Here is a 23,508-nt window from a genome sequence, read left to right as displayed (position 1 = left end):
AAGGTGGAGCGCGCCACTGTACGAACGACCTTGACGCCCTGGGCCGCGACTGCTCGGCTCTGCCTGGGTCGAAGGTGGTCGGGATGGGAGCCCACCACGCTCGCCACGAATCCGCCGGCACCCGCGAACGGCGCCCCGTCCATCCCGGAGTCTGAGCGCCCCCGCCGGAGGCATGTCTTATGCCTGGCATTTCCTCCGGCAAGGTTCTCGCTCTAGCCGCGCGACCGGCGTAGCCGGGGCCAGAGCGGGCCGAAGGCAGGAGCGTCAGGCCCCGGCGGTGAGCCGGGGAGCGCGCGGCGAGCGGAGCGAGTCGCCTTGATGAAGTAGGGAAAGTCTTACCGCGTGCCGCTCCGGGCCTGTTCTAGCGCAGCTCCCCCTCCAGCATTCCCATGGCGTACTGGTCGTACCAACGCCCGTCCCGGTGGAACACCTGCCGCAGCCGGCCCTCTTCGACGAAGCCGACCTTCCGGTAGATATGGTGAGCCGCATGGTTCTCCGTGACCACTGTCAGGGAGATTTTGTGCAGCCGCATCGTGTCGAACCCGTACCGACACATGGTGCGTAGCGCGTCGGTGGCATAGCCTCGGCCCCAGCGGTCCTTCTCACCTAGGTAGATGTCTAGCTCGGCGCAGCCCGTCTCTGGCTCGGCATCCCGCAGCCGCACCAATCCGATCAGCGTCTCGTCGTCACGCACCTCGATCCCGTACAGCGTGTCCCCGTACGTGTTCGGCCCCCGTTCCTCGAGGCGTTTGTGTGCCCCCTCCAGGTGCTGGTCGTAATAGGCGTCCATCCAGCGCATCACGTCGGGGTCGTTGTTCCACCGCCACAAGGACTCCGCGTCGGACGGTGCCAGCGCGCGCAGTCGTACAAGATTTCCGAGGATCATGTCGTGCATTGCAGCACGACGTGTGCGGCGTCTCCAGCGAATTCCGCTTGCGAGGGAAGTGAACGATGGGCTCCCCGGCGGCCTGTGCGGTCCGGTCGGCCCGGACGTGGTCCTGCCCGGCCTCGTCCGCCGGGTCCAGCACCTCGCCGACCCGCGAGCAGGCGATGGCCCACTCCTTCCATTCCCGCTCGGCCACGGCCAACTCGGCCTGGACGCGGTCGGCCTCCTCACGCAGCTCGTCCACGCGACGGCGAGCCCCCAGCTCACGCTGTTCCAACAGCCCAACTACCGACGGCATCCACGACCTCCCCAGGGAGCGACAGCACGACAGGCCACTACTCCCACGGGACCGCCGACCCTACGCCCGACCAGCGGAAACGCAGACCTCAAGTCCGGAAAGACAACAGCTTATAACCCGGACCACCGATTGATCACAACTCAATACGAGCCCTAGAGCTCAGAGGGCGATCGGCTTGTATGCCAAGGCCCGGTCGACGATCTCTTCGGCGCTCAACTCCTGGTCGGAGTCCCAGTAGATGTAGTCGCTGATGTGGGGGCACACCAGTCCGCGCTCCAGGGCGTCGAGGATCTCGCCTGTCTCCGATTCGTCGGCAACAACGTCCAAGAGGCACTGGACTAGGGACACGGCCTCTGCGCGGCTCATCGTTCGCTGCGGCTGCATGGTCACCGCGCCGTCGTCAGTCGGTGGCCGTCGTGGCTCCGGACATGAGGGCCTGCCCCGTCGAGGGCGTCGAGTAGCCGGACCGCGTACACCTCTGCCATCCGCTCAGCGACCTCTTCGGGGGTGAGCCAGTCAACTGCCGTCGACTCGGCGGAGGTTCGCTCGATGCCTCCTGACGGCTTGCAGCGGAACACCAGGGCGACGATGCCGCGGGTCGTGTTCTTGTAGACCCCTGTGAGCTCGTCGACCTCGACCCGGATGCCGGTTTCTTCCCGGCGTGTACCTGCAGACGCCGTACGGGACTTCATTACCCGCGAGATCGAGGAGGTTGCCTGATGGCCTCCCAGCGCAAGCGCAACCCCAACGGCGCGGGCACGATCACCAAGCGCAAGGACGGCCGCTATCAGGCTGCCGTCTACGTCCTCCAGCCGGATGGCACCCGGGCTCGCAAGTTCGCCTACGGCAAGACCTGGGCTGAGTGCGACGCCAAGCGCCGCGAACTACTCGACAAGGTCGACCAGGGCGTCCCCGTGCCCACCCGTTCGGCCAGGCTCTCGGAGTGGCTGCCGTACTGGCTCGACAACATCATCAAGCCCCGGCGCAAGCTGAGCACGTACGACAAGTACGAAGCTCACGTGCGGCTCTACGTCGTGCCCAAGCTGGGCTCGAAGCGGCTGGAATCTCTTGGCGTTGCCGATGTCCGGCGCTTCATCGTTCAGCTGGAGAACAAGACGACCGCGGCCACTGCCAAGGAGTCTCACCGCGTGCTGCGCACGGCTCTCAGCGCCGCCTGCCGCGAGGAACTGGTGACCCGGAACGTGGCCGCCCTCGTCGAGCCGCCGCGTGCCAAGTCCCGGGAGCTGAGCCCCTGGACACTCGACGAGACCCTGGGCTTCCTCGCCGCCGCCCGTAAGGACCCGCTGTACGCGGCCTTCGTGCTCGCCATCGCCATGGGCCTCCGCCGGGGCGAGATCATCGGTCTCCGCTGGACCGATATCGACCTGGACAACCGCGTGATCTACGTCCGGCAGCAGGCCCAGCGACGGCGCGGAGTCCTCTACGACGACGAGACCAAGAACCGCCGCCATCGTGCCCTGCCGCTCCCGGCGATGTGCATCCCGCCGCTGCGCTGGCATCGGATGCGCCAGGCGGCCGCGAAGCAGCGTGCGGGGGAGTCCTGGGACGAGAACGGCCACGTCTTCACCACCCGCACCGGTCGCCCGGTCGAGCCGCGCAACGTGTACCGCTCCTTCACCCGCGTAGCCGACTCCGCCGGCCTCCGCGTCGTCCGGCTGCACGATGCCCGGCACGGCTGCGCGACGCTCCTCACCGCGGCCGGGGTCGCGCCCCGCGTCGTGATGGCGATCCTCGGGCACAGCCAGATCAGCATCACCATGGACGTCTACACGCACGTCGTCCACGACACGCAGCGCGAGGCCATCAGCCACATGGACCGGCTGCTCAAGAGGCGCCCCGGCCGTGAGTGACCGCCCTCGTTGATGTCAAAAACTGATGTCAAAGGCCCCGGACCATGATCGGTCCGGGGCCTTTTGCCTGGTGCCCCCGGCAGGATTCGAACCTGCGACACCCGCTTTAGGAGAGCGGTGCTCTATCCCCTGAGCTACGAAGGCGAAGGCGGGGATCTGTCGGAAAACGTGTCTGAAAGTCTGCCGAGGTAGGCGGACCGATCAGGCGTGCTTGGCGACAGGTCGCGGTGGCAGCCCGGGAGGGCGTAGCCACCGCGGTCAGTGTAGCGGGTGGTGCATGATCCGTAGGCGGAGATACGTGCGCACTGGCTCAGGCAGCGAGGGCGTGGGTGATCTTTGCTCGGGCGGCGGAGTTGCTGAGCCAGGCGTAGCCGATGTAGATCGGCAGCGCCGAATCGGCCCGGCTGTCGCCGCTCACGCGCGGTCCGATCCGGGAACGCGACTGGACCCGCCCCGGCGGGACGCGGGGCCGGGCCGGCTGTCAGACGTCTATGGACGCCGGACCGCCCACGGGCGTCGTCACCGCTTGCGCACCGCGCCGGTGTTCGAGGCTGCGACCTGTGCGATCGTGCCCTCTTCGGGGTGGCGGGCGACGACGGCAGGGGTGCCCCCGCGCGTCGGCACCTGGCGCACGCTCCATCCCTCGCTCTGGAAGTACGCCTGCGCGCGTGCCAGGGCCCGTGCCGTCTCGTCCTCCGGCAACGGTTCGCTCGACCAGGTGTGGTGGACCGAGGTCCCGGACTCGCCCTGGACCGTGCTGAGGCCTTCCCCGGGCTGCGTGGGCGCCGACTCGATCCGCAGGGCGTCGTAGATCCGGCTGGAGTGGGCGAGGGCACGGCGCGTGGTGGGATTGTCGGCCTGCAGGTCCCCCAGTGCGGCGGGGTCGGCCATGGTCGACGCCGAGGACTTCCCCGGCGGGAGGAAACAGGGCGATGTCACCTTGAGAGAGGCGAGGCCCGCGCCCTTGGCGCGATCCACGACGCCGGTTATGGCGTCCATCCAGAAGTCGTCGGGCTCCGTACGCATGTAGACCGACGGAAAGGGGCCGGACCAGTCGTCCTCGCCCGACGAGTTGTACTTGTAGCCCTGCTTCAGCCAGGCGTCTCGTGCCTGCCGCACGAGGTTCTTGGCCTCGACCCCCGGAACACCGGTCAGTTTGTAGGCGAGGGTGACCTGCACGCGGTCGTCAGGGCCGTGGTCGTCTCTGGCGATGCAGGGGCCAACGGGCTGGGGGCCGATGCGCTCCAGTGTCGGCTTGGGGGACATCCCGTCCACCGCCTGGTGAATGATTTCCTCTGCCCGGTCGATCGCCTGCTGCTCATTCATCGTGACCTGCTTCGGTGTCTCTCCGCCGTTTTCCTGTCCGTCCTCCTGCGCCCCGCACGCGGTCACCGTGATCGTCATGGCCAGCAGTGCGGCAGCCGGGATTACTTTGCGTAGATTCACGGCTGTCCTCCAGTAATGATCTTTGCCAGGCTGCCAAGGGGCTTTTCGTCCCAGTACTGGGAGTGCGCGGGCATCATTTCGCCGCCCGAGCCCGGCAACTTCCCGTCGGGGACGTCGAAGACCCTGCCGCCGAAGTTGTCGGAGACCGGGTCGGTTCCGTGGACGATCGAGTGGTTGTCGAAGAGCTCCATGTACGCCTTCGGGTTGAGGGGGGCCAGGGGGCCTGCCGGGGGCGGGGCGAGGTTGATGAGGTCGTTCTTGGCGGTGGCCGCGAAGACACGGTCTGGCGCGATGTTCAGGTCCTTCGCGTGATCCACGCCCACGCCCGGACTGCCCACCATGATCGCGTTGTCGACCGGCAGGTCCAGGTGGGATCTCATCGTCTGGCCTGCCACCAAGGACCCATAGCTGTGACCCAGGAGTGTCTGGTTCACGTCGCGATGATTGGCTTCCTCGATGCCCTGCAGGAAGTTGCCCAGTGGCTCCTCTGCCTTGTCGGCCCACTTGGTCTCCGTCGCATCGGTCGCGATGGCCTGCGGGGCGTCGTACCCGAGCCACACGATCGATGCCGTCGAGTGGGCGGGATCCTGGCGCTCCGCCTCCAACTGGAGTGCCGCAGCCCTGCCGACGTCCCCGTCGATGGACTCCAGCTTGGCGAACGTGCCGGGCACGTACGTCACCACGTTGTCGGCGGTGTCCGGATTTCCGATGGAGACGATGGCGCGCCCCATGTCGTTGCCGTCGAATCCGAGCAGATAGGGGCGATTGCTCTCGCTCGTGTAGCTGTCGAAACGACTCTGGATGGCGTCCATGCCCTTGTAGCCGTTCTCAAGCTGCTTCTTCTTCTCGTTCCACTCCTTCCACTCCTCGGTCGGGACCATCGCGCCCTTCACGTCGCGACCCGTGATGGGGCTGATGTAGGGCTTGTAGTGCTCCGGTTCCTTCTTGAGCCAGGCGTCGTACTCCACCTGCTTGGCGGCGCGTTGTTCCGCGAGCACCATGCGGTTCGCGTCGTCGCGTACGTCGGAGGGAAGGCCATCGAGCGCTCCGATGCTCGCGGGGTGCATGGAGACGTAGGCTGCGCGCTGCTCCTCGGAGAGGTCTTTCCACCAATTGGCGTTGTCCTGGGGCCAGCCGTTCTTGGGCGGTGGCTTGATCGTGTCGAGGTAGGCATCGGCTGTCTCGCGCACGCCCCCCGTGTCCGACGTGACGTCCGTCCAGTCCCGGGCGGACACGGTCAGGTCGTCATCGGCCTTGAGGGCCCGTACTTTCGGCGCCCACTTCGCGTCCGCGTCCGTGGCTTCCTTCAGCGCGTCGGCGATCCGATTCGCGTACCCCATCGCCTTGCCGTAGTTCGGGTTCGGGTGGATGTTCGCCGCCTGGCGCTCCAGGGCATCGGAGGCCTGGCTGCCTCCGGCGCTCCCGGTCACCGTGCCGCCGTCAGCGACCTTCTCGTCGCCCGGCTTCTGACCCGCTGGATACGCGACCGAGCCGTCCCCGTTCACCCTGCAGCCGTCCGCCTGGGCGTCCTCGACCGCCGCGGTCAGCTTCTGCTTGGCGGCCGCCATGTCGTAGGCGAACCCGTTGAGGGCCGTGCTGATCACGCCGCATTCGGTCAGGGTGTAGTGGAAGTTCTTCGCCAGGGCTTGAAGCTGCTTCTGTGACGCCTCCGCCGCCTCACCGTTCAATGTCTTGCGCATGCCCGCGGCGACGGTCTTCTCGATGTGGTCCTTGGCCGCCTGGGCCATGCTGCCCATGGAGCGGTATCCGTCGGCGGCGTCCTCGAACTCGGACGGTTTGAAGGTTTTGAGGGTGGCGTAGTCCATGCCGCCGTCACCGGCCCTGCGCCTGGCCGCCGACGGCGTCCGTGTCCGCGTACGCGAGGTTCAGCTTGTGCATCTCGCCCTTGACCGCCTCATCGGTCGTCAACAGGTCGCGGCCCACCTGCTCCAGGATCTTCTGAAGTGAGCCGCACCGCTCGCTGACGCTTTCGGCGTACTTCTTCCACGAGTCGTACACGTCTTGCTGCGCCGCCGCGCTCAGACAGCCCGTGATCTCGCCGAGCCCTGCCTGGCCGTCCTCCAGTTTGGTCAGCGCGGTGCTGACGCTCTGGCGAAGGGAGCCCACCCCTTCCCCGGCCGTGGTCCACGCCTTCTTGCTGGACGTCAGGCCGCCCGTTACGGCGCTGGGCCCGGAGCCGGGCTCAATCGGAACATGGTTGAGCCGCATCGCTACGGGCTGCCGATTCGTCACATCGGCTTTGATCTGTTCCCACTCGTCCCACGCCATGCGTGGTCTCCTCCCCGTGGCCCGGGCACCGTCCGGGAGAGCGGCATTCAACTTCCGGTGTGCTCAATGAGGTTGCTGGTGCGGACGTTACGGGTCGGGTGCGCTGCGTGACGTCCGCGCGTTCGCTCAACCGGGCCTGAGTATCCGTACCTAGGCGTAGAGGTGCGTCCGCGACTGCGTACGACGACGAGGCGTGCAGCGGGGCAGGTGAAGGGGGTGCGCGGGGCGGGGCGGTGCCTTGACGGGGGATGGGGGCGGGCATAGCGTCGCGGAGTCCTGAGCAGGCGCTTGAAAGGTCGTTCGTGCCGCACCCCGATCCGACCCCATCCGCCGCCTCCACAGCTTCCCCGTCCTCCGCCGAATCGCCCGCCGCGGCCGAATCGCCCGCTGCCGCAGCGTCCGCCGCCCGAATCGACGCCGCGCTCACCGGACCCGGCGCGCCGTTCGCTGTCGTGCGGGCTCAGGACGGCGTGCAGGCGGGCTCGCTCATCTATGCGAGCGGGCCCAGGACCCTCCGTGAGTTCGTCGAGACCACCTGGGCCTTCGGGGACCAGCCGTTCCTGATCGGCGCCGAGCGCAGCTACTCGTACGGGGAGTTCTTCGCCGCCGCGTCCTCACTGGCGTGTCGGATGACCGAGGAGTACGGGCTCCGCCCCGGCGACCGGGCCGTTGTCGCGATGCGCAATCACCCCGAGTGGCAGATCGCCTTCTGGGCCGCGCAGCTGGCCGGTCTGGTCGCCGTACCGCTCAACGCCTGGTGGACGGAGGGCGAGTTCGCATACGCGCTCGACGACTGCGAGCCGCGGGTGCTGCTGGTGGACGGTGAGCGGCTGCCGCGGGTTGCCGCCTGGGCGGAGAAGGCCGGGGCGTGCGTCGTCGTCTTCCACCACCGGGACGGCACGGTGCCGGAGGGGGTTGAGAGGTACGAGGACCTGCCCGCGCCCGACCCGTTCGCCGCACCGCCCGAGGTCGAGATCCGGCCCGAGGACGACGCGACGATCATGTACACCTCGGGCACCACGGGGCGGCCCAAGGGCGCTGTCGCCACCCAGCTCGCCCAGGCGGGGGCCGCACTCAACCCGCGGTTCCATGCGGCCGCTTCCGCGCTGGGCCGCGGGGTCGTCCCGGGACAGGGGCCCGCTCCTGTCACCCTGATGACCTTCCCGTTCTTCCATGTCGCCGCGTTCACCGGTTTCTACGCGGCGATGGCGGCAGGCGGCTCGCTCGTGGTCATGCGGAAGTGGGACGCCGAGGAGGCGCTCCGGCTGATCCGGGAGCACGGCGTCACGCACTACGCCGGAGTCCCGGCCACCGCCCTTGAGCTGCTCGCCGCCGCCGAGCACGCGGACGACCGGCTGGAGAGCCTCCGGATGCTGAACACCGGTGGCGCCGCCGCCCCGCCCGACCTGGTCGCACGGCTCACCGCCCGCTACGGCGAGCGGATCGAGCCGCGCAACGGCTACGGCCTGACCGAGACCAGCGGCGGCGTCCTGGCCAACTTCGGCGCCGACTACCGGCTCCACCCGGGCAGTGTCGGCCGGCCGACACCCGTCACCGAGGTGCGGATCACCGGTCCGGCGGGCGAGGCGCTGCCCGAGGGGGAGATCGGCGAGCTGTGGCTGCGCGGCCAGTCGCTGGTCCGGGGCTACTGGCGCGATGAGGCGGCGACGGCCGAGGCGTTCACGGACGGCTGGTTCCGGACCGGCGATCTCGCGCTGGTGCGTGACGGGCGGGTCACCATCGTCGACCGGATCAAGGACATGGTGATCCGTGGCGGCGAGAACGTGTACTGCGTGGAGGTCGAGGCCGCGCTCCACGACCACCCGGACGTCGAGGACGCGGCGGTGCTCGGGGTGTCGCATCCGGTCCTGGGCGAGGAGGTCGCGGCGGTCGTCCGGGTGCGGCCCGGTGCCACCGTCACGGCCGACGAGCTGCGGGCGCACGTCGGGCGGAGCCTGGCCGCCTTCAAGGTTCCGGCCCATGTCCTCGTGCGGGACGAGCAACTGCCCCGGAATCCGACCGGGAAGATCCTCAAGCGTGAGCTGCGCAGGGTGGTCGACGAGGAGGTCCGCCCCCTCAGACGCAGCGAGGAAGGGGCGTGATCATCAGAGGCGGGTGACGCGGACCCGGTAGTTCCCCCTGGAGTCCTTGTCGACCACGGATATGTGTATGCCGTTGGTCCGGTCGGTGAAGCTCTGGCCGGGCTGGAACGGGGCGTCGGAGAGCTCGGCATGCACATTGGGCAGCCGCGTGCAGCCGCCGCTGTCCTTGGTGCTGTCCACGACGGAGATCGGACCCTGTCCCGTGTCGACGTCGGAGCTGACCTTGTAGATCAGTACGCCGGGCCGGCAGACCGCCTGGTCGTTGCCCGCCTGGGTCCGTACCTCCATTGCGTAGCCGGACTCCCCGGTCAGCGGCACGAAGGCCAGCTTCCGGCCGCCCCGGGTGGCAAGGGGCGTGAGGACGTGGTCGGTGGTGCCTGGCTTGGACGCGCAGCTGACCTGGTTCTTGTCGAGCCAGCCGAGTTTCCACTTGTGCCAGCCGAGGAAGTCGTTGTTGGCCCCCCAGTCCTCGGACATGATGTCCCAGTGCCCGACCGAACCGCCGCCCTCCACGGTGTAAAGGTCGGGCAGGCCGAAGATATGGCCGTTCTCGTGCGGCAGGACGCGGTAGCCGGTCTGTGCGTACGAGCCCGAGCCATCGTCCTGGCGGCTGTAGATGAAGGACGTGTTGGAGAGCGGGGCACCGTCCGCGAGCGGTGCGTCGTCGTTGCCGGAGAAGGTCACGGACAGGACGGTGTCCAGGGCGGGGGGCCCGGCGTTCGGTGTGACCAGGATGTTGACCAGGTCGTACGCGCCGAAGTGCACCTTCGGGCCGGCGAGGGCCACGATGTCCTGGACCAGGTGCCGGTAGCCCGGCTCGTACGGTGAGCCGCGCCCTATCCCGTACGCCGAGAACGGCAGAGGCATCCGAATCCAGCTCTTCACGGGGGCGTCGGGCCGGTAGATGAGACGGCCGTACGAACTGGTACGGAACCAGTTGGTGGTCTGCGGGAAGAATTCGGCGAGCCGTTTCATCGCCGGCTCCGTTCCCGGCGCGTCCGGGAAGTCGATCATCAGGTTCAGTGCGTGGACCTGGCCCGTGGAATGGGCGTACCCCGACGGTGTCGGCATACCCTCCGACATCTGCACGCCCATCGTCGCGGATATCCGGCACGGCCCGACCCCTGCCGCCTCGGTGCTGGCCACCGGCCCCGCGCCGGCGTGGCCGGGCGGCAAGAGCGTGCTGCTGGCGGAGGCCAGTGCCCCTATGACCAGGGCGCTTGCCCCCGCCAGTGCGACCGGGTGGCGCTGGTTGCGTATCCGGCGGCGGGGCTGCTGCATAGAGGCGCCTTCGGGGTCCGCGGCAGTCGGCCGACCCTGACTGCGCTCTCTGATCACCCTCGGGCGGGCGGTACGGCGCCGCGCGCTGGGTGCGCCGATCGGTGTAATTTCCCGCCTGTGTGATGTGACCCGGGTCACGGTGGAGCGGGAAATAACCGGGGATGGATTCCCCGTTTGAACCTGGTGTCCCCGCTAAACGGGGAGGCGGTCCCCGTTTGCCCGACGTTGTGCGCGCGGGGGCCATCGCAGGAGCTGCACGACCAGGAAGACCCGGAAGAGAAGGACCATCGCGTGAAAACCGCTGCCCGCCCCGCCGCCGGAACCGTGCCGCGCCGTACGACCCGCCCGCGGGCCGACGCGCTGCGCAACCGGGAGCGGATCGTCGCGGCCGCGCGCGATATGTTCGTCGAGTTCGGGCCGGATGTGCCGCTCGACGAGGTGGCCCGCCGTGCAGGCGTCGGCAACGCCACGCTCTACCGGAACTTTCCCGACCGCGCAGCACTGATCCATGAGGTCGTCCTCTCGGTCACCTCTCGCACCACCGAACGCGCGGAAGAGGCGGTGGCCGAGGAAGCCGACCCCTTCGCCGCGCTCTGCCGCTTCGTGCACGCGGCGGCCGACGAACGCATCGGCGCGCTCTGCCCGATGCTGTCCGGCAGCTTCGACAGAGACCATCCCGAACTGTTCGCCGAGCGTCGCCGCCTCGAAGAGGCCGTCGAAGGGCTCGTGGCGCGCGCCATGTCCGCGGGGCGCCTGCGCACCGACATCGCCGTCGGTGACGTACTGGTCGGCCTCTCCCAGCTCACTCGGCCGCTGCCCGGCATCGCCTGCCAGGGCATCGACCGCTTCGCCCATCGTCATCTCCAGCTGTTCCTGGACGGCCTGGAGGCTCCGGCCCGGTCCGTACTGCCCGGGACGGCGGCGACCTTGGAGGTTCTGCGGCGTCGCTCATGACGCCCGTGCCCGGCTCCTGAGACAGGCTCCGGGCCGCGTGTCCGCCAAGCCCTCACCACCCGACTTACCTCACGTCCACTTCCACCACCCTCACCTCTCCCACTTTCACCGCTGAGCGGGTGCACCCCTTCGCGGTCACGGATCACGGTTCACGACTCATCGCGTCCATGCGCGTCCTTAGGTGGCTACTCCCATGTCAAAACCAGCTGATATCCGACTTCCCGACCCCAGTCGCTGGAAGGCACTGGCCTTCATCGCGCTCGCGCAGCTGATGGTCGTGCTCGATGCCACGATCGTGAACATCGCGCTGCCGCACGCGCAGACGGCCCTCGGCATCACCGATGCCAACAAGCAGTGGGTCATCACGGCCTACGCCCTCGCCTTCGGCGGACTGCTGCTCTTCGGCGGCCGGATCGCCGACCTCTGGGGCCGTAAGCGCACCTTTGTCGTCGGTCTGATCGGCTTCGCGCTGGCCTCCGCGCTCGGTGGCGCGGCGCAGAACCAGGGCATGCTGTTCGGCTCGCGCGCGCTCCAGGGTGTCTTCGGTGCCCTGCTCGCCCCGGCCGCACTCTCGCTGCTCGCCGTGACGTTCACCGACGCCAAGGAGCGTGCCAAGGCGTTCGGCATCTACGGGGCGATCGCCGGTGGCGGTGGCGCCGTCGGCCTGATCCTCGGCGGCTTCCTCACCCAGACGCTGAACTGGCGCTGGACGTTCTTCGTCAACATCCCGTTCGCCGTCATCGCCGCCGCGGGCGCGTACTTCGTGATCCGTGAGCCGGCCGGCAGCCGTAACCGCTCCTCGCTCGACATCCCGGGCGTGGTCCTCTCCGCGCTGGGTCTGGTCTCGCTGGTGTACGGATTCACCCGTGCCGAGTCCTCCGGCTGGTCGGACCCGCTGACGATCGGCATGTTCGTCGCCTCCGGTGTGCTGCTTCTGTCGTTCGTCCTGACCGAGGCCAAGGTCGCGTCGCCGCTGCTGCCGCTCCGCGTGCTGATGGACCGTAACCGCGCCGGCGTCTACCTCTCGCTGGGTCTGGCGGTCATCGGGATGTTCGGGCTGTTCCTCTTCCTGACGTACTACCTGCAGGTCGTGAGGGGCTACTCGCCGATCAGGACGGGCTTCGCCTTCCTCCCGATGATCGCGGGCATGATCACCGGTTCGACGCAGATCGGCGCACGGCTGATGACGCGGGTCCCGGCCCGCAAGCTGATGGGTCCGGGCTTCCTGACCGCCGCTGTGGGCATGCTGCTGCTGACGCAGCTGGAGGTCGACTCCTCGTACGCGGCGCTCATCCTCCCGGCGCAGCTCCTGCTGGGCCTGGGCATGGGTACGGCGTTCATGCCGGCCATGTCGCTGGCCACGCACGGGGTCGAGCCGCGGGACTCGGGTGTCGCGTCCGCGATGGTCAACACCTCGCAGCAGGTCGGCGGCGCGATCGGCACCGCGCTGCTGAACACCGTCGCCGCCTCGGCCGCGACGGCGTACGCCACCTCGCACGCCGCGCTCGGCGCAACGGACCCGCAGCTGCTGAAGCTGCAGTCGATGGTGCACGGCTTCACCGGTGCCATCTGGTGGGCGGTCGGCATCCTGGTGGTGGCCTCCGCGATCGCGGTGACGTTCATCAACGCCGGGCGTCCGTCGACCGCCCCGGCCGGCTCCGGTGACGGCGTCGAGGACGAGTTCAAGGTGCCGGTCGTCGCGCACTGACGCGGGACGCGCGAGGTGAAGTGATGTGAACACGGGTCTGCCCCGGTTCCGCTCGGCGGAACCGGGGCAGACCCGTGTCGGTACGGCGGCTCAGCGGAGCCACGGCAGGTCGGCGTCCGTACCCTCCGGCTCCAGGCCGGTGGCGATGACCTGCATGATCTCGCCGAACGAGCGCACCTGCTCCGGTGTGAGCCGGTCGAACATCGCCTGGCGTACGGCGCGGACATGACCCGGCGCGGATCGGCGGAGCATCTCGTACCCCTCGTCGGTGAGGACCGCGTTCTGCCCGCGCTTGTCGGACGGGCAGTCCTCGCGGCGCACCCAGCCGTTCCGCTCCAGCCGGGCGACAGCGTGCGAGAGCCGGGAGCGGGTGATCTTGACGTCCTTGGCCAGCTCGGTCATCCGCATCCGGCGGTGGGGCGCCTGGGAGAGCTGGACGAGCAGTCCGTAATAGATGTGCGGCATACCGGCATCGCGTTGCAGCTGGCGGTCGAGGTGGTCCTCCAGAAGCGTGGTTGCGTGGAGGTAGGCGCGCCACACGCTCTGTTCTTCGTCGGAGAGCCAGCGGGTCCCGCCGGTGGATGCCGAGGTCATGTACTCCACTGTACGGACCTTTTCTTGAAAGTTGAACTAGATGCGGCTAAGGTCTCTTAGTGGGAACTTGAAGCTTCAATAAGCTGATCCCGCCGCCGCAGAAGACTTGCCTTGAGTAGTAGTAGTGGATGGGGAGTGTCATGACTGTCACCGCGGAGCGCATGCCCGCCCTCTATCTCTCCCACGGTGCGCCGCCGCTGGCCGACGACCCTGTCTGGCCCGGCCAGCTCGCCGCCTGGTCCGCCGAGCTGCCGCGCCCCACCGCGATCCTCATGGTCTCCGCCCACTGGGAGGAGGCTCCGCTTGCCCTCGGCGCCACCGAGGCCGTCCCGCTCGTCTACGACTTCTGGGGCTTCCCGGAGCACTACTATCGCGTGCAGTACGGGGCCCCGGGCGCTCCGCAGCTGGCGGAGAGCGTACGCAAGCTGCTGCGCGGCGCCGGTATGCCGGTCCAGGACATCCCGGACCGCGGGCTCGACCACGGGGCGTACGTCCCGCTGGTGGAGATGTTCCCGGGCGCAGACATCCCCGTACTCCAGATCTCCATGCCGACGCTGGACCCGCAGAAGCTGATGGACATCGGCCGCAAGCTCGCGCCCCTGCGCGACGAGGGCGTCCTGATCGTCGGCAGCGGCTTCTTCACGCACAACCTGGCAGCCCTGCGGCACGCGGGCGGCGGCAACCCCGGCTGGTCGGTGGAGTTCGACGACTGGGGGCACCGGGCGCTGCAGGCGCAGGACATCGACGCGCTGCTGGACTTCGAGCGCAAGTCCCCGGCAGGGCGGCTGGCCCACCCCCGCACCGAGCACTTCGCGCCGCTCTTCGTGACGCTGGGCGCCTCGGAGGACGAGCTGGATCAAGGGCGCAGCGTCATCGACGGGTTCTGGATGGGGCTCGCGAAGCGCTCGGTGCAGTTCGGCTGAGTGGTCAGAGGGCCGGGGGGATCAGTTCGATCGAGCTGAGCGCGGCGGCCAGGGCCGTCGTGTCGCCGACGTCCAGTGCGGTGTCGGTGAACTTGATGGTGTGGTCGTTGCCGTGCCCCGCCGCCCGCGCGAAGATCTCGTCCGCGGAGGATGCCGACGGCGCCGCGGTGTGCGGGGCGGGGTCGGCCGGGCTGTACGCGGCGGTGACCGCGGCGCTCGCGGCCCAGGCGGCGGCCAGGCTCTGCGGCCACAGTTCACGGGGGAGGGCGGGCAGCGTACGCAGCACGGCGTTGGGTGCGGTCGCGGCGTGCACCAGCATGATCGGATCGCCATGGCCGTGGGTGGCGTAGCGGTGGGTCGCCGCCCTGACCAGTTCCGCCAGCCTGGCGCGCGCCACGTCCGGGTCGTCCGCGTACTGCTCCGGCCACAGCGGGAACGCGGTGAGCCGCGTCAGCCGGTCGCGGATGCCGCCGCTCTGGTCGGCCACCGGCGGTACGGCGTCCAGCGCGGCCGCGGCACTCGGCGCGGGCACGAGCGAGGCCGGTGGGTTCAGCGCGGGCAGCGGCTGGTGGCGGGCGGCCCAGTAGCCCAGGCCGTGCGCGAGCTCGGTGACCCGGGGCGCGTTCGCTTCGCCGCCGAGCAGGGTGCGCACGGCGTGGCCGACCCGGATCACGGGGTGGGTGGCGCCTGCGGCGATGCCCGGCAGCAGCCGCGGCCACCATTCGGTGAGGACGTCCTGCCAGGGGTGCCCGGCTGTCTCCTGCGCGAAGTACATCGTCCAGTCGGCGATCCTCCGCGGGTCGCCCAGGGCTTCGTGCCAGTTCTCCGCGGTGATCCGGGTCGCGGGGGCCGGCATGTCCTCCAGCTTGTGGCTGTAGTGGTCGAGCCAGCGGTGGACGGCCGGTGCCTGGCCGTGCCGTACGAGCGCCTCGACGGCCATCGGGCCGTGATTGCTCAGCCAGCCGTCGCGCTCGGGACCCGCGGCGTGGAGCCGGTCCAGCGCCTCGTCGAGCGTGCCGGTGGGGTCGACCGGTGTGGGGTTTGGTGCGCTTACGGAGTCTGTCCTGCCTGTCGTGTCGGTCATGCCGGAACACGCTAGGCGCGGGGCCCGCCGTCGGTATCGGGCTGCGGACCTACGCCGCGACCCCACCAGGTCCTAGGCCTCCGGCCGCAGCCGCTTCTCGTACCAGGCCACGTCCCAGTACGTGTCGAACTTCCGGCCCACCTCGGCGTACGTACCGACATGGTGGAAGCCGAAACGTTTGTGCAGTGCGACCGAGGCGTCGTTGGGCTGGGTGATGCCCGCGTACGCGCGGTTCAGGTCCTCGTCGGCGAGTGCTTCGAAGAGTGACGTGTAGAGGAGGGTGCCGATCCCGCGTGCGGTGGCCCATGGCGCGCAGTACACGCTCACCTCGACCGACGTGGCGTATGCCGGCTTGGGGCGGAAGGCGCTGCTGGTGGCGTAGCCCAGGATCGATGCGGGGCCGACAATGCGGACATCCTGAGCAACCAGAAGGCGGTGCGGGCCGTCTTCAGGGTGGGAGCGCAGCCACGGCAGCCGCTGTTCGGGTGTGAAGGGAGCGGTGTCGAATGTGAGAGCGGTCTCACGTACGTAATGGTTGTAGATGTCCGTGAGGGCCACCAGATCGCCCTCGATGCCGGGCCTGACCTGCACCTCTGTGCGGAACTCCGACACGTGCACTCCCCTCGCAGCCGGACAGGGTACTGCATGATCGCGAAAATGAATGCCATCCAGGGGAATTCTGTCCGGATTCCAGTCGTTGTTTCCATCGGATGCAGGGCACCCGAGAGGGTGTCGCGACCTACTCAGCAAGGGAGCACGCATGGCAACCCGTGCCGTCGCCCGTCGTTCGTCCGCCAGTGGCGGGACCAACCGGGCAAGCAGTGTTCGCGCCGCGGGCGGAGAGATCGCCGATCGCGACCTGGTCGGCATGTACCTGGACGAGATCGCGCGCACGCCGCTGCTCGATGCCGCCAAGGAAGTCGAACTGTCGCAGACCGTCGAGGCGGGCGTGTATGCGCGGCAGATCCTCGACGGTGTGGTGGAGAGCGAAGCCGGTGGAGCGACGCGTGAGGAGCTGGAGGCGCTGGTCGCCGAGGGCGAGCGTGCCAAGGACATCTTCATCCGTTCCAACCTCCGACTGGTGGTTGCTGTAGCCCGCCGCTACCCGCGGGCAGGTCTTCCGCTGCTGGACCTGATTCAGGAAGGAAACGCAGGCCTGGTGCGTGCGGTCGAGAAGTTCGACTACGCCAAGGGCTTCAAGTTCTCCACGTATGCGACGTGGTGGATCCGTCAGGCCATCACCCGCTCCATAGCCGACCAGTCCCGTACGATCCGACTCCCCGTCCACCTGGTGGAGGAGCTCGGCCGGATCCGCCGTGTGCAGCGCGAGTTCAACCGTGAGCACGGGCGTGACCCGGAGCACGAGGAGATAGCCGCAGAGCTGGACTCCACGCCCACGCGCGTCGGTGACGTGCTCGACTGGGCCCGCGACCCGGTCAGTCTCAACATGTCCGTCGACGACGAGGGCGAGACCCAGTTCGGCGATCTGCTGGAGGACACCTCCGCGGTGTCGCCCGAGCAGTCCGTCATGACGCTGCTGCGCAGCGAGGAGCTGGAGGACCTGATCGGCAAGCTCGACCACCGCACCGCGTCGATCATCCGCATGCGGTACGGCATCGAGGACGGCCGTGAGCGGACCCTCACCGAGGTGGGCAAGCAGCATGGGCTGACCCGGGAGCGGATCCGTCAGATCGAGAAGCACGCGCTGCTCGAACTGAAGCGAATGGCCCACGACACGGGTTTTGACGCTGCGGCGTGACCCCGCGTCCAGTAGCATCCGATATGGGTTGCTTCGTACGGACCCTCTGAGCTGAGTCCCGGCGCCCACCCCCCCCTGGCGCCGGGGCTCATTCTTTTGCGCCGGGCTGCGCGGGCCGCTCCGCCGGTGGCGACCAGGACGGAGCGGTCGCGCGGGTCAGACGGGCACCCAGCTCACTCAGGTGCGCCACCAGTTCCGGCGGCTCGTGAGCGGTGAACTCGCAGTCGACCAGCGCCAGTCGGAGCGCCACCCACTCCAGCGAGTCCGCCATGACCACACGCAGCCGGCAGCTGTGCTCGCCGGTCGGCTCCAGTGGGCCGAACACCGAGGGCAGCCGGGCGGTGACGAACTCCGCCGGGGCCGCGAAGCTCACCTCGACCGCCAGCTCCGGCTGCCGGCGCTGGATGGAGCCGGCGAGGAACACTGCGGCGTCGCCCGTGGGCAACTCGCGCGGGGTGAAGCGGGCCCCCGTGGCGAACGGCTCGCTCACCCGGTCGACGCGGAACGTACGCCACGCCTCGCGCCCCAGGTCGTACGCCACGAGGTACCACCGCCACCCCGTGCTCACCAGCCGATAGGGCTCGACCAGCCGCTTCGTCTCGGCGCCGTCCCCCGCCCGGTAGGTGAACCGCAGCCGCTCCTGTCCGGTGACCGCCGCCGCCATCACCGTCAGTGTCTGCGGGTCGATGGTCGCACCGTCGCCGCGGGCCAGTGGCACCGTCGCGTTCTGCAGGACCGAGACCCGGTGCCGCAGCCGTGACGGCAGCACCTGTTCCAGCTTCGCCAGCGCCCGCACGGACGCCTCGTCGACCCCCTCGATGGCATGCCCGGCGCCCGCCCGCAGCCCCACCGCGATGGCCACCGCCTCCTCGTCGTCGAGGAGCAGCGGCGGCATGGCGGCGCCCGCGACCAGGCGATAGCCGCCGACCGAGCCGCGCGAGGCCTCGACGGGATAGCCGAGGTCTCGGAGCCGGTCGATGTCGCGCCGGATGGTGCGCGGGCTGACGTGGAGCCGCTCGGCGAGTTCGCTGCCCGGCCACTCACGCGGTGTCTGGAGCAGCGACAGCAGATTCAGCAGTCGTGCCGGGGTATCGGTCATGGATCCAGGATGCCCGTCCATTGGGTCATGACCTGACCTAATGGGCCTCTAGCTTCAGCGTATGAATTCTTCCGAATCCGCTCTGCCGTCCACGGCGGTCGCTCCCGGGGTGTCCTCGGTCCCGTCGGACCGGCGCCGGTGGTTCGCGCTCGCCATCGTGATGACCGCGGCCTTCATGGACCTGGTCGACGTCACGATCGTCAACATCGCCATCCCGAGCATCCAGCAGGACACCGGTGCCACGTTCAGCTCGATCCAGTGGATCACCGCCGGATACGCCCTGGCCTTCGCGGCCGGCCTGATCACCGGCGGCCGGCTCGGCGACATCTACGGCCGCAAGCGGCTCTTCCTCATCGGCATCGGCGGCTTCACGCTGGCGTCGGCGCTCTGCGGCTTCGCCGCGAACCCGGAGATGCTGGTCGCTTCCCGCATCCTGCAGGGCGGCACGGCGGCGCTGATGGTCCCGCAGGTGCTGTCGATCGTCCACGCCACCTTCCCGGCGCACGAGCGCGGCAAGGTCTTCGGCCTCTTCGGTGCGGTCGTCGGCCTCGGTGCCGTCTTGGGACCGCTGCTGGGCGCACTGCTCACCGAGTGGAACATCGCCGGTCTGGAGTGGCGGCCGATCTTCCTGATCAACCTGCCGGTCGGTATCGCGGGACTGATCCTGGGCCGGAAGTTCATCACGGAGTCCAAGGCCCCGAAGGCCCTCCGGCTCGACCTGGTCGGCGTCGCGCTGGTGACGTTGGGGCTGCTGATGCTGCTCTACCCGCTGACCCGCGGGCGCGAGCTGGGCTGGCCGCTGTGGGGGTACGCGTCGATGATCGGCAGCGTGCTGGTGTTCCTGGCCCTGGTGCTGTTCGAGCGGGAGAAGGCGCGCAAGGACGGTTCGCCGCTCGTCGAGCTCTCGCTGTTCCGGGTCAAGAGCTTCGCGGCGGGCATCGCCGTCCAGCTGACCTTCGGCATCGGGCTCGGCATCTTCTTCCTGGTCTGGACGCTGTACATGCAGATCGGCCTGGGCTGGAGCGCGCTGCGGGCCGGCACGACCGGCATCCCGTTCTCGATCGCCGTCTCGTTCGCCGCCGGGATCTCCGTGCAGAAGCTGGTGCCCCGGTTCGGCCGCAAGGTCCTGCAGACGGGGGCGCTGCTGATGGTCGCCGGACTGCTGCTCTACATCTGGGAGTCCGACCGGTACGGCATGGACATCGCCCCCTGGCAGATGGCTCTGCCGCTGGTGGTCATGGGGCTCGGGATGGGGCTGATCGTGGCCCCGCTGACGGACGCGGTGCTGTCCGAGGTGCCGAAGGAGCACTCGGGGTCGGCGTCCGGGCTGATCAACACCGTGCAGCAGATGGGCAACGCGCTGGGGCTCGGCCTGGTCTCGGTCGTCTTCTTCGGGTCGATCAGCGACCGGCTGACGCCGGACGCGGTGGGTCCGGCGTTCGCCGAGGCGTTCCAGCACTCGCTCTGGTGGGTGGCCGGCGTACTCGCAGTGATCTTCCTGGTGATGTTCGCGCTGCCCGCGCGGCCGCGCCAGCACGTGGAGGGCGGCGAGGACGTCCAGGTCGCCGACGGTGCGCCGGGCGAGGTGGCCAAGGAGCCCGTGCTGACGTCCTGAGGGTGTCTGCCCGCACGCAAAGGTGCCCGCACCCCCTCGGGGGCGCGGGCACCTTTGCGTGCGGCTCGGCGGCAGCCCCCCTCGGCTAACGGGCGGTGGGCGGCGCAGCGGTCAGCAGATGCGCGTACGGCTCTCCATCGCCTCGCGCGCCGTCTTCTCGTCCCCGTACACCTCGCACATGTGGCGACCGTCCGGCGTCGCCGTGTGCTCGACCTCCCAGAGGCTCGTCTCACTGCCGTCGAGGAGCAGGAACGCGTGCTCGTACAGCGTGAATCCGGCGTCCCGCCCGTCGACCCGGCACTGCCTGCCGAAGATCTGGGTGATGTGGTGGGCGAACGCGGCCCGCAGGAGGCGCGCGGTCTCCTCGCCCGGAACGTCGCTGTTCTCCGCGCGGCGCAGGACCCGGCGGGCATGGTCCGCGGAGTTGTCCGGCGCGTACGTCCGGGGCAGCGGGGCCGGTGGAGTGGCCATCAGGACCGTCAGTATCTCCAGGTCGGCCTGCGGGCCGTCCTCGCCGAACGCGGGTACGTCGGAGAAGCTGCCGGACAGCCGGGCGGAGGCGAGATGGACGTCCGCCTCGTCGTCGTACAACTCGTGGCGCTGGGAAACGGGCTGCCTCCGCGACCGAGGGTCCGCCGCGTCCCCGGCGGTGCTGTGGACCAGCTCCCACAAGGTGAGCGCGGAGCCGTCGGCCAGCAGGTAGGTGTGCCGGTAGGTTTCGCGATGCAGCACGGAACTGTGGTGCGAGGAGTGCAGGGAGCTGCTGTGGGCCAGCGCGGTCCCGAGTTGCTCGACCGTGCAGTCGGGCAGGTCGAAAGAGTTGAGTGCCCGTCGTAGGAGTCGGTCGAGATGCTGCTCGGTTGTCTCGTACGGATCGCTCAAGGTGCTGTCTCCAGGCCGTCGCCGCGTGTTACTTGATGCGTGCTTAACGTAGTCCCTGGGTCTGACATCGTGACCGGGGTTCCTGAAAACGTATGACGCGTGCCGAAGGTTCCTGGCGTTTCGTCCGAACTTCCTTCTACGGATGGCGAGTCGGTGGGCTCCCGGCTGCGACGGGTGGGTCAGCGGGGGCCGTACAGATCGCTGTACGAGGGGTGGACGCCCGCGCCCGGTCGGAGGTCGACGCCTTCCGCCGCCCGTACGGCCTTCACGACGGCGCGGGTCAGGGTGTCCGCGCCCGCTGCCAGGAGCTCGTTCAGAGCGATCGGGTTCTCCTGCGGCAGCGGGCGCTCGCCCGTGGCCAGCGCGAAGACCGTGTCCCCGTCGGTCAGCAGATGTACGGGCCGCACGGCGCGCGCCAGCCCGTCGTGCGCCGTGCCCGCGAGCTTCTGTGCCTGCGCCCGGGTGAGATCCGCGTCGGTGGCGACGACGGCGAGCGTGGTGTTGAGCGTGGGGAGCGCGTTCGCCTCCCGTGCTTCGGCCAGGCGGCGCACAGCGGTTTCGTGGACGTCCGCCGCGGGGTGCACGGGCGGCTCGGCGGCACCGTACTCCCCGTACAGCACCCCGGTCACCGGATCGACCACGGAGCCCGCCGCATTCACCACGACCAGCACGCCGACCGTGATTCCGGACGGCAGCCGCACGCTCGCCGTGCCCACGCCGCCCTTGAGCTGACCGGCGACCGCGCCCGTACCCGCACCGACCCCGCCCTCGGCGACGGGGGCGCCTCGCTCCGTACCGGCTGCGGCCTCCACGGCGGCGCGGCCGGTCGAGGCGTCCGGGCGGGCCCGCCAGTCGCCGCCCCGCCCCAGATCGAAGATGCACGCGGCCGGGACCACCGGCACCACCTGCGACGGATCGGGGCCGACCCGCACACCCCGCCCCTGCTCCTCCAGCCAGGCCATCACGCCGGACGCCGAGTCCAGGCCGTAGGCGCTGCCACCGGTCAGGACGACGGAGTCGATCCGCTGCACCAGATTGCGCGGGTCGAGTGCGTCCGTCTCCCGGGTGCCGGGGCCACCGCCGCGTACGTCGACAGCCGCGACGGCGCCGCCCTCGGGGGCGAGGACGACAGTGGTGCCGCTCAGTGCGCCGTCGCCCGGCACCTGCGCATGACCGACGCGCAGCCCGGCGACATCGGTCAGCGCGTCCACCGCCCCTGCCGCCGGTGACAGCGGAATCTGTGCATCCTGTCCGGTCATCCCGTGCTCCTCACATCCGGTTCGGCGGAACCGCGGCGGCCGGTGCGCCTGGTGCCGGGCGCCGTGACAGCGACACCCTGACGGCCACCGTCGCGGCCGCCACCGAACCGGTCGCAAGGACCGCCCACTCCCCGGTGAACGTACAGCCAAGGATGGCCACCGCGGCCAGGGGGAGGGGAAGTTGCTCCGCGAGGTCGCGCTTGAAGTGGCGGGCGTGGACCAGCCACACCGTCAGCAGATAGACCGCGGCGGGGACCGTCACGGCGGCCGAGGCGGCCGTCGTCGACACATGTGCCTTGCCGATTGCCTCCTCCACCGCGATCTCGATGCCCGAGCCGATCGCGGCGGCAGAGCCGAAGATCACGTAGTGGCCGTATCCCCAGACGAACGCCTGCCTGCTGCCGCGGAGATAGCTGTGGATCGGCACGGCGAAGTAGATCCACCACGAGGCGAAGACCAGCAGCAGCCCGCCCGCGGCGACCGGCAGCAGTTCGCCGAGCGCTTCGTGCTCGTCGGCCGCCTCCTGGATGGCGACCGTCGCAGCGGCGATCGTCTCGCCGAGCACGATGATGGTGAACAGTCCGTACCGCTCGCCGATGTGGTGCGGATGCCAGCTCGTCCCGAGGTCGCGCTCGGCGATCGCCGGGACCGCCAGCTCGCACAGAGCGAGCACGACGAAGACTGCGGTACGGGCGCCGTTGGCACCGGCGGGCACGAACAGCATGCCGATCCAGCCCAGTTGGACCAGGAGGATGCCGGTGGCGTACCGCCGTGCGACCGTGCGCTCCGCGCCCTCGGTGCCATGGGCCACGCGCAGCCACTGGCTGGTCAGTGCGAGCCGCATCACCACATAGCCGATGACGCCGAGCGTCCAGTCCCCGTTGTCGAAGGCGCGTGGCACCCCGGCGGCGAAGATGAGCACGCCGGTGATCTGGACGAACGTGACCACGCGGTACAGCGCGTCGTCGGTGTCATACGCGGAGGCGAACCAGGAGAAGTTGACCCAGGCCCACCAGATCCCGAAGAACACCGTCAGATAGCCGACGATCCCGGTGCCGGGATGCCCCGCGGCGACGGCGTGCACGAGACGGCCGCCCGCCTGGGCGACGGCGACGACGAAACACAGGTCGAAGAAGAGCTCCAGCGGGGTCGAGGCGCGGTGTTCCTCCGTGCGGCTGCGAGCAGTCATCCGGGGCATGCGCCCCAGCACAGCAGACTGCCCCGAGGGCGGGCGTCGGGACGCGCAGCCCGATCGGGGAATGCCTCCCGGAGATTCTTGCGCGTGCGTTCGCCGGCGGACGGTGGCCACAGTCCCGAACGAAACCGCAGGTGTGCGGGGCGTGAAGCCCGGAGCCGGGCCATGCCGGCCGGAACGTCGGGTCCGGTGTCCGCCGGTCAGTGCGGGCCCGGACCGGCGGGCACCCGACCCCGGGGGCGCACAGCAAGCAGAGGGGGGAC

Annotated in this window: 21 protein-coding genes, 1 tRNA gene and 1 pseudogene; 7 read left to right on the top strand and 16 right to left on the bottom strand. The window is 69.5% G+C overall.

The window, feature by feature from the left end:
• Positions 1 to 361: 361 nt before the first annotated feature.
• The 4 genes and pseudogenes from AB0915_RS29930 to AB0915_RS29915 form a co-directional block, all read right to left on the bottom strand.
• Complete coding sequence (locus tag AB0915_RS29930; protein WP_366694056.1) at positions 362 to 886, bottom strand: GNAT family N-acetyltransferase; 525 nt, start codon at positions 884 to 886, stop codon at positions 362 to 364.
• A gap of 85 nt (positions 887 to 971) precedes the next feature.
• Positions 972 to 1,184, bottom strand: a pseudogene (locus AB0915_RS29925) (hypothetical protein); the annotation flags it as partial.
• A 159-nt stretch (positions 1,185 to 1,343) separates the two neighbouring features.
• Positions 1,344 to 1,511, bottom strand: coding sequence for an e9imm peptide (locus AB0915_RS29920; RefSeq protein ID WP_366694055.1), 168 nt, complete (start codon positions 1,509 to 1,511; stop codon positions 1,344 to 1,346).
• A 59-nt stretch (positions 1,512 to 1,570) separates the two neighbouring features.
• Complete coding sequence (locus AB0915_RS29915) at positions 1,571 to 1,876, bottom strand: NUDIX hydrolase (protein ID WP_366694054.1); 306 nt, start codon at positions 1,874 to 1,876, stop codon at positions 1,571 to 1,573.
• 27 nt (positions 1,877 to 1,903) lie between these two features.
• On the opposite strand from AB0915_RS29915, the gene AB0915_RS29910 reads away from it, so the two are divergent.
• Complete coding sequence (locus AB0915_RS29910; protein WP_366694053.1) at positions 1,904 to 3,055, top strand: site-specific integrase; 1,152 nt, start codon at positions 1,904 to 1,906, stop codon at positions 3,053 to 3,055.
• 68 nt (positions 3,056 to 3,123) lie between these two features.
• On the opposite strand, the gene AB0915_RS29905 is transcribed toward AB0915_RS29910, so the two are convergent.
• The 4 genes from AB0915_RS29905 to AB0915_RS29890 all read right to left on the bottom strand — a co-directional run bounded on the left by AB0915_RS29905 (position 3,124) and on the right by AB0915_RS29890 (position 6,790).
• Positions 3,124 to 3,199 (bottom strand) — tRNA-Arg (locus tag AB0915_RS29905).
• 375 nt (positions 3,200 to 3,574) lie between these two features.
• Complete coding sequence (locus AB0915_RS29900) at positions 3,575 to 4,501, bottom strand: hypothetical protein (RefSeq protein ID WP_366694052.1); 927 nt, start codon at positions 4,499 to 4,501, stop codon at positions 3,575 to 3,577.
• Complete coding sequence (locus AB0915_RS29895) at positions 4,498 to 6,327, bottom strand: alpha/beta hydrolase (RefSeq protein WP_366694051.1); 1,830 nt, start codon at positions 6,325 to 6,327, stop codon at positions 4,498 to 4,500. The genes AB0915_RS29900 and AB0915_RS29895 overlap by 4 nt, the downstream gene beginning before the upstream one ends.
• Before the next feature lie 7 nt (positions 6,328 to 6,334).
• Positions 6,335 to 6,790 (bottom strand): hypothetical protein, encoded by a 456-nt coding sequence (locus tag AB0915_RS29890; protein ID WP_366694050.1) that lies wholly within the window; start codon positions 6,788 to 6,790, stop codon positions 6,335 to 6,337.
• 410 nt (positions 6,791 to 7,200) lie between these two features.
• Here AB0915_RS29890 and AB0915_RS29885 point away from each other — a divergent pair, with 410 nt between their 5' ends.
• Complete coding sequence (locus AB0915_RS29885; protein WP_366694057.1) at positions 7,201 to 8,892, top strand: class I adenylate-forming enzyme family protein; 1,692 nt, start codon at positions 7,201 to 7,203, stop codon at positions 8,890 to 8,892.
• Positions 8,893 to 8,895: 3 nt separating this feature from the next.
• Here the strand turns inward: AB0915_RS29885 and AB0915_RS29880 are convergent, their stop codons facing one another.
• Entirely contained in the window at positions 8,896 to 10,173 is a 1,278-nt protein-coding gene (locus tag AB0915_RS29880) for a M6 family metalloprotease domain-containing protein (protein ID WP_366694049.1), read from the bottom strand.
• 291 nt (positions 10,174 to 10,464) lie between these two features.
• Between AB0915_RS29880 and AB0915_RS29875 the strand changes: the two genes are divergently transcribed.
• Complete coding sequence (locus tag AB0915_RS29875; RefSeq protein ID WP_366694048.1) at positions 10,465 to 11,127, top strand: TetR/AcrR family transcriptional regulator; 663 nt, start codon at positions 10,465 to 10,467, stop codon at positions 11,125 to 11,127.
• A gap of 193 nt (positions 11,128 to 11,320) precedes the next feature.
• A complete protein-coding gene (locus AB0915_RS29870) occupies positions 11,321 to 12,835 on the top strand; it encodes an MFS transporter (RefSeq protein ID WP_366694047.1) in 1,515 nt (504 codons plus the stop codon).
• Between the two features lie 90 nt (positions 12,836 to 12,925).
• On the opposite strand, the gene AB0915_RS29865 is transcribed toward AB0915_RS29870, so the two are convergent.
• Positions 12,926 to 13,438 (bottom strand): MarR family transcriptional regulator, encoded by a 513-nt coding sequence (locus AB0915_RS29865; protein WP_366694046.1) that lies wholly within the window; start codon positions 13,436 to 13,438, stop codon positions 12,926 to 12,928.
• A gap of 131 nt (positions 13,439 to 13,569) precedes the next feature.
• On the opposite strand from AB0915_RS29865, the gene AB0915_RS29860 reads away from it, so the two are divergent.
• Positions 13,570 to 14,352, top strand: a complete 783-nt coding sequence (locus tag AB0915_RS29860) for a class III extradiol ring-cleavage dioxygenase (RefSeq protein ID WP_366694045.1) — start codon at positions 13,570 to 13,572, stop codon at positions 14,350 to 14,352.
• Between the two features lie 4 nt (positions 14,353 to 14,356).
• Here AB0915_RS29860 and AB0915_RS29855 read toward each other — a convergent pair whose 3' ends face one another.
• Entirely contained in the window at positions 14,357 to 15,436 is a 1,080-nt protein-coding gene (locus AB0915_RS29855; protein ID WP_366694044.1) for a questin oxidase family protein, read from the bottom strand.
• Between the two features lie 72 nt (positions 15,437 to 15,508).
• The gene (locus AB0915_RS29850; RefSeq protein ID WP_366694043.1) at positions 15,509 to 16,048 is read right to left on the bottom strand and encodes an N-acetyltransferase family protein; all 540 of its coding nucleotides are present in this window, start codon (positions 16,046 to 16,048) and stop codon (positions 15,509 to 15,511) included.
• 148 nt (positions 16,049 to 16,196) lie between these two features.
• On the opposite strand from AB0915_RS29850, the gene AB0915_RS29845 reads away from it, so the two are divergent.
• Positions 16,197 to 17,195, top strand: coding sequence for a sigma-70 family RNA polymerase sigma factor (locus tag AB0915_RS29845; RefSeq protein WP_366694042.1), 999 nt, complete (start codon positions 16,197 to 16,199; stop codon positions 17,193 to 17,195).
• A gap of 88 nt (positions 17,196 to 17,283) precedes the next feature.
• Here the strand turns inward: AB0915_RS29845 and AB0915_RS29840 are convergent, their stop codons facing one another.
• Positions 17,284 to 18,294, bottom strand: a complete 1,011-nt coding sequence (locus AB0915_RS29840) for a YafY family protein (RefSeq protein WP_366694041.1) — start codon at positions 18,292 to 18,294, stop codon at positions 17,284 to 17,286.
• A gap of 61 nt (positions 18,295 to 18,355) precedes the next feature.
• Here AB0915_RS29840 and AB0915_RS29835 point away from each other — a divergent pair, with 61 nt between their 5' ends.
• Positions 18,356 to 19,909 (top strand): MFS transporter, encoded by a 1,554-nt coding sequence (locus AB0915_RS29835; protein ID WP_366694040.1) that lies wholly within the window; start codon positions 18,356 to 18,358, stop codon positions 19,907 to 19,909.
• A gap of 111 nt (positions 19,910 to 20,020) precedes the next feature.
• On the opposite strand, the gene AB0915_RS29830 is transcribed toward AB0915_RS29835, so the two are convergent.
• The 3 genes from AB0915_RS29830 to AB0915_RS29820 form a co-directional block, all read right to left on the bottom strand.
• Positions 20,021 to 20,791: a DUF6227 family protein gene (locus tag AB0915_RS29830; protein ID WP_366694039.1), complete on the bottom strand. Its 771-nt coding sequence runs from the start codon at positions 20,789 to 20,791 to the stop codon at positions 20,021 to 20,023.
• A gap of 179 nt (positions 20,792 to 20,970) precedes the next feature.
• A complete protein-coding gene (locus AB0915_RS29825; RefSeq protein ID WP_366694038.1) occupies positions 20,971 to 22,050 on the bottom strand; it encodes a P1 family peptidase in 1,080 nt (359 codons plus the stop codon).
• A 10-nt stretch (positions 22,051 to 22,060) separates the two neighbouring features.
• Positions 22,061 to 23,248 carry a low temperature requirement protein A gene (locus tag AB0915_RS29820; protein ID WP_366694037.1) on the bottom strand — a complete coding sequence of 396 codons (1,188 nt, stop codon included), beginning with the start codon at positions 23,246 to 23,248 and terminating at the stop codon, positions 22,061 to 22,063.
• Positions 23,249 to 23,508 lie beyond the last annotated feature (260 nt).

Source organism: Streptomyces sp. NPDC048411, from assembly GCF_040704695.1.
Lineage (GTDB): Bacteria > Actinomycetota > Actinomycetes > Streptomycetales > Streptomycetaceae > Streptomyces.
This window is presented reverse-complemented; position numbering and strand designations above follow the sequence as displayed.

What these genes read in the sequence shown, in the direction of transcription:
- AB0915_RS29845 (WP_366694042.1), top strand. Translation starts at nt 16,197, where the DNA reads ATGGCAACCCGTGCCGTCGCCCGTCGTTCGTCCGCCAGTGGCGGGACC.
- AB0915_RS29855 (WP_366694044.1), bottom strand. Translation starts at nt 15,436, where the DNA reads ATGACCGACACGACAGGCAGGACAGACTCCGTAAGCGCACCAAACCCC.
- AB0915_RS29835 (WP_366694040.1), top strand. Translation starts at nt 18,356, where the DNA reads ATGAATTCTTCCGAATCCGCTCTGCCGTCCACGGCGGTCGCTCCCGGG.
- AB0915_RS29840 (WP_366694041.1), bottom strand. Translation starts at nt 18,294, where the DNA reads ATGACCGATACCCCGGCACGACTGCTGAATCTGCTGTCGCTGCTCCAG.
- AB0915_RS29860 (WP_366694045.1), top strand. Translation starts at nt 13,570, where the DNA reads ATGACTGTCACCGCGGAGCGCATGCCCGCCCTCTATCTCTCCCACGGT.
- AB0915_RS29895 (WP_366694051.1), bottom strand. Translation starts at nt 6,327, where the DNA reads ATGGACTACGCCACCCTCAAAACCTTCAAACCGTCCGAGTTCGAGGAC.
- AB0915_RS29910 (WP_366694053.1), top strand. Translation starts at nt 1,904, where the DNA reads ATGGCCTCCCAGCGCAAGCGCAACCCCAACGGCGCGGGCACGATCACC.
- AB0915_RS29820 (WP_366694037.1), bottom strand. Translation starts at nt 23,248, where the DNA reads ATGCCCCGGATGACTGCTCGCAGCCGCACGGAGGAACACCGCGCCTCG.
- AB0915_RS29825 (WP_366694038.1), bottom strand. Translation starts at nt 22,050, where the DNA reads ATGACCGGACAGGATGCACAGATTCCGCTGTCACCGGCGGCAGGGGCG.
- AB0915_RS29930 (WP_366694056.1), bottom strand. Translation starts at nt 886, where the DNA reads ATGATCCTCGGAAATCTTGTACGACTGCGCGCGCTGGCACCGTCCGAC.
- AB0915_RS29880 (WP_366694049.1), bottom strand. Translation starts at nt 10,173, where the DNA reads ATGCAGCAGCCCCGCCGCCGGATACGCAACCAGCGCCACCCGGTCGCA.
- AB0915_RS29915 (WP_366694054.1), bottom strand. Translation starts at nt 1,876, where the DNA reads ATGAAGTCCCGTACGGCGTCTGCAGGTACACGCCGGGAAGAAACCGGC.
- AB0915_RS29870 (WP_366694047.1), top strand. Translation starts at nt 11,321, where the DNA reads ATGTCAAAACCAGCTGATATCCGACTTCCCGACCCCAGTCGCTGGAAG.
- AB0915_RS29890 (WP_366694050.1), bottom strand. Translation starts at nt 6,790, where the DNA reads ATGGCGTGGGACGAGTGGGAACAGATCAAAGCCGATGTGACGAATCGG.